Source organism: Shewanella sp. 6_MG-2023 (assembly GCF_030547195.1).
In the GTDB taxonomy this organism is placed as follows: domain Bacteria; phylum Pseudomonadota; class Gammaproteobacteria; order Enterobacterales; family Shewanellaceae; genus Shewanella.
The window spans coordinates 1-3887 of record NZ_JAUOQU010000059.1; the positions used below are offsets into that span (position 1 = coordinate 1).

8 protein-coding genes are annotated in these 3887 nt (G+C 41.2%); all 8 read left to right on the forward strand.

What is annotated here, in order from left to right:
* Nucleotides 1-291 (forward strand): AHH domain-containing protein (locus tag Q4533_RS19430; protein ID WP_303503876.1); only part of this gene is annotated, 291 nt, incomplete at its 5' end.
* Nucleotides 291-1007 carry a hypothetical protein gene (locus Q4533_RS19435; protein ID WP_303503878.1) on the forward strand — a complete coding sequence of 239 codons (717 nt, stop codon included), beginning with the start codon at nucleotides 291-293 and terminating at the stop codon, nucleotides 1005-1007. The genes Q4533_RS19430 and Q4533_RS19435, both read left to right, overlap by 1 nt.
* A gap of 32 nt (nucleotides 1008-1039) precedes the next feature.
* Complete coding sequence (locus tag Q4533_RS19440; protein ID WP_303503879.1) at nucleotides 1040-1390, forward strand: hypothetical protein; 351 nt, start codon at nucleotides 1040-1042, stop codon at nucleotides 1388-1390.
* A gap of 183 nt (nucleotides 1391-1573) precedes the next feature.
* Nucleotides 1574-1972, forward strand: a complete 399-nt coding sequence (locus Q4533_RS19445) for an AHH domain-containing protein (protein WP_303503889.1) — start codon at nucleotides 1574-1576, stop codon at nucleotides 1970-1972.
* Nucleotides 1972-2688 (forward strand): Imm43 family immunity protein, encoded by a 717-nt coding sequence (locus Q4533_RS19450; protein WP_303503881.1) that lies wholly within the window; start codon nucleotides 1972-1974, stop codon nucleotides 2686-2688. Before Q4533_RS19445 ends, Q4533_RS19450 begins: the two co-directional genes overlap by 1 nt.
* Nucleotides 2689-2717: 29 nt before the next feature.
* Nucleotides 2718-3029 carry a hypothetical protein gene (locus tag Q4533_RS19455; RefSeq protein ID WP_303503883.1) on the forward strand — a complete coding sequence of 104 codons (312 nt, stop codon included), beginning with the start codon at nucleotides 2718-2720 and terminating at the stop codon, nucleotides 3027-3029.
* A gap of 14 nt (nucleotides 3030-3043) precedes the next feature.
* On the forward strand, nucleotides 3044-3520 hold the full coding sequence (locus Q4533_RS19460) for a hypothetical protein (RefSeq protein WP_303503885.1): 477 nt from the start codon (nucleotides 3044-3046) through the stop codon (nucleotides 3518-3520).
* 32 nt (nucleotides 3521-3552) lie between these two features.
* Nucleotides 3553-3887, forward strand: a 335-nt coding sequence (locus Q4533_RS19465; protein ID WP_303503887.1) for a glutaredoxin domain-containing protein, incomplete at its 3' end; no start/stop codon positions are given.

Genomic DNA, 3887 nt, shown 5'->3' on the forward strand with positions numbered 1-3887 from the left:
TTTTTGAATGATATTGGAATGGGCGGTAGAAAAAATAAGCCTGAAAATGGCATCTTGTTACCTAACAGCGCTGCAGGAATAGTGCCTGGTGGTGCGCAGACCTATCACCGAGGCCCACATGACAATTACTCTAAAAATGTAGATGGCAGACTACAGGACATTAAGAATGATTTTGATGATGGTGTATATGATAAAAGGCAAGCGCGCGACGCTGTGCGTAAAGAGCAAATGACACTAAAAAATGGACTATTTAATGGTGACTTTTCAAATGGGTGTGGGAGGGTAAATTAATGTCAGATGAGTATTTTCTATTAATGAATGATACGGCTAGCCCTTATTGTTCTATTTGCCCTCATGGCATTTTAGCGCTTGAGCCTGACATCAAGCTTCCTGTGAGGCCTAATCAATTTCGTTTTCCGTCTAAAGTTAATGACATCGCTAGTGATGAAATTTTTTGGAATTTTAATAAACCTGAACCCTTGCTGTTTGATTATTGTGAAGAGCATGGACACATTGTGTCTGCTGAGGTGATGGCAATACTCGATAGTCTCAGGTTAGCGCCGCACTTTAAGAAGCGCTTAACCGTTTATATGCAAGGCAAGCAAACCGAGCACGATTATTTCTATATCGCATTTGAGCGTGGTGAGTGGCTCAAAGGCGTACAACAAGACCCGCAGTTTATATTTTATGATGAGCAAGAGTCAGAGTATCAGCTGGATAGGAATGGACTTCCATTGCCAACAGGCCATATCGCGCTTACAGAGGTTGCAGCGCAATATGATGTGTTCGAGTTCACCAATTGTCGCTTTTTATCGAGATATATAGTGCTGAACGCTGAAGCAAAAGCAAAGCTTGAACAGCAGGGGGTGAAAGCGGGTAAATTTGTGCCCTTGCAAGAGGCGTTTAATACGGTTGTAACTGATCGGCGGTTAAAGTTAAGCGATTTATTACCTAAGGTGAAAAAGCCCATCAAACCTTGGTTTGCAGATGTGAGCAAGAAAAGTTAGCACTAAAAACAAACTTCTTAACAGGAAAAATAATGAAACAAGGACTGTTGGTCATATTTCTTGGATTTTGCCTCTATAAAGCCTGGCAGGACTTTGGCCCAAAGCCTGCCTTGCCCCCTTTGTATAATGAGCCTTATATTGCTGTTTACGGGCGAGACTCATGCGGCCACACCCAAAAGCTACTGCGAGAATTGAGGCAACAGGGCATTGAGCCCCATTATTTAAATGTTGATGATATGAATATTGCCGACCGTTTGCACGCGCGAATGGAGATGCAAAACATCCCCACACAGCGCTACGACTTACCCGTGGTGGATGTCAATGCATCATTAACAATACGCCCGACATTGGCGAGTGTACAAGATAGCTTTTTAAACCAATAAACAGTTTGGTTGCATGGAAAACATGGCAACACCATAAAAGATAGTGAAGGGATAAAGCGTGATGGCTCAAGGAATAGGCACTAAAATGCAACAGTGGCAAACGAATTGTTTTATCGGGTTATTAAGCCTTTTGGAAAACGGGGTCAGGTCTTGCCTTTTGCCCTACCAGAACCTAAATAAAATATCTCCAATGCTAAGAATACTAAACTCAGAAAACTCGGCGGCAAAGTCGGTGATGGCATGCAAGGCCACCATGTCATCCCTCAAGACATTTGGGGTAGAAATCAAGGTTTTTTGAATGATATTGGAATGGGCGGTAGAAAAAATAAGCCTGAAAATGGCATCTTGTTACCTAACAGCGCTGCAGGGGTAACGCCTGGTGGACCGAAAGCTTATCATAGTGGCTCACATTCCAACTACTCTGAGGAGGTGAATGGAAGGCTAAATAAAATTCAGGATGATTTTTATGACGGTAAATATGATAAAAGGCAAGCGCGCGACGCTGTGCGTAAAGAGCAAATGAAACTAAAAAATGGATTGTTTAATGGTGATTTTTCAAATGGGTGCGGGAGGGTAAATTAATGTCAGATGAGTATTTTGTATTAATGAATGATAAGGCTAGCCCTTATTGTTCTATTTGTCCTTATGGTATTTTGGCACTAGAGCCTGACATCAAGCTTCCTGTCAAGCCTAATCAATTTCGTTTTCCGTCTAAGGTTAAAGACATCGCTAGTGATGAAATTTTTTGGAATTTTAATAAACCAGAACCCTTGTTGTTTGATTATTGTAAGTTTGATGGGCACATCGTGTCTGCTGAGATAATGGCAATACTCGATAACCTCAGGTTAGCGCCGCACTTTAAGAAGCGCTTAACCGTTTATATGCAAGGCAAGCAAACCGAGCACGATTATTTCTATATCGCATTTGAGCGTGGCGAGTGGTTAAAAGGCGTACAACAAGACCCGCAGTTTATATTTTATGATGAGCAAAGTTCAGAGTATCAACTGGATAGAGAGGGAGACATATTGCCCACAGGCCATATCGCGCTTACCGCAGTTGCAGCGCAATATGATGTGTTCGAATTCACCAATTGCCGCTTTTTATCGAGATATATAGTGCTGAACGCTGAAGCAAAAGCAAAGCTTGAACAGCAGGGGGTGAAAGCGGGTAAATTTGTGCCCTTGCAAGAGGCGTTTAATACGGTTGTAACTGATCGGCGGTTAAAGTTGAGCGATCTATTACCTAAGGTGAAAAAGCCTATCAAACCTTGGTTTGCAGATGTGAGTAAGAAAAGTTAGCGCTAAAAAATACCTTAATAGGAAAAATAATGAAACAAGGACTGTTGCTCTTATTAATTGGATTTTGCCTTTATAAAGCCTGGCAGGACTTTGGCCCAAAGCCTGCCTTGCCCCCTTTGTATAATGAGCCTTATGTTGCTGTTTACGGACGAGATGCATTCGCCAAAGAAATCAGGGACGCTAGAAGGGCTGCAGGTAACAAATCAGGAAATCAACGCAAGTATAATGGCGCAATTGGTGAAATGCTGGATTATGCATATGGCGCTGGGATGTTACCGCAAAATCAGCATTCAAGCCGTACAGGACAAAAGAAAAATGCGATAGCCAATTTAGGCTGCTAGTGAGGAATATAAGCATGAAAATCGATATCGTTTCATACTCGAGTATTATGGGGATTACGTTGGGAATGTTCCCCCATGATGTTGAACAAATACTGGGTAAACCGATGGATAAGGACGTAAATCCGAGTAATCATTTAGTGCATAAGTACCTCTTATCATCTAATCGCTTAATTGTTGTTTGTTTTGATAACATTAAGAATGGCTCAGTCATAAATGTACTTGTAGATGTTTTTGATAGTGATGATTTTACACTTAATGGTGGTGGACTTATTCAATGCGCATCATTAGAGAATCATCTTTATGAGTTCGATAAAAAAAATTATACCTGTGACAGTGAAATTCTCTTCTTAGAGCTTGGAGTTATTCTGGGGGAATTTTCTTATAAAGATAACGAGTATCCAAAATTCGTTAGTATATTTAATATTGGCTCACAAAACCATCTTATAGATAAGGGTATATTCAAGCCATTTAAACGTTCATCAGATTTGTAATGGCTTGAATTAACTTTAAAGGAAATTAAATTTTGAAAAAACTCATGCTATTTACCTTGCTGAGTTTGTGCCTCTATAAAGCCTGGCAAGACTTTGGCCCAAAACCTAGCTTGCCCCCTTTGTATAGTGAACCTTATGTCGCTGTTTACGGGCGAGACTCATGCGGCCACACCCAAAAGCTACTGCGAGAATTGAGGCAACAGGGCATGGAGCCCCATTATTTAAATGTTGATGATATGAATATTGCCGACAGTTTGCACGCGCGAATGGAAATGCAAAATATAGCAACGCAGCGCTACAACTTACCTGTCGTGGATGTCAATGCATCACTAACAATACGCCCGACATTGGCGAGCGTACAAGATAG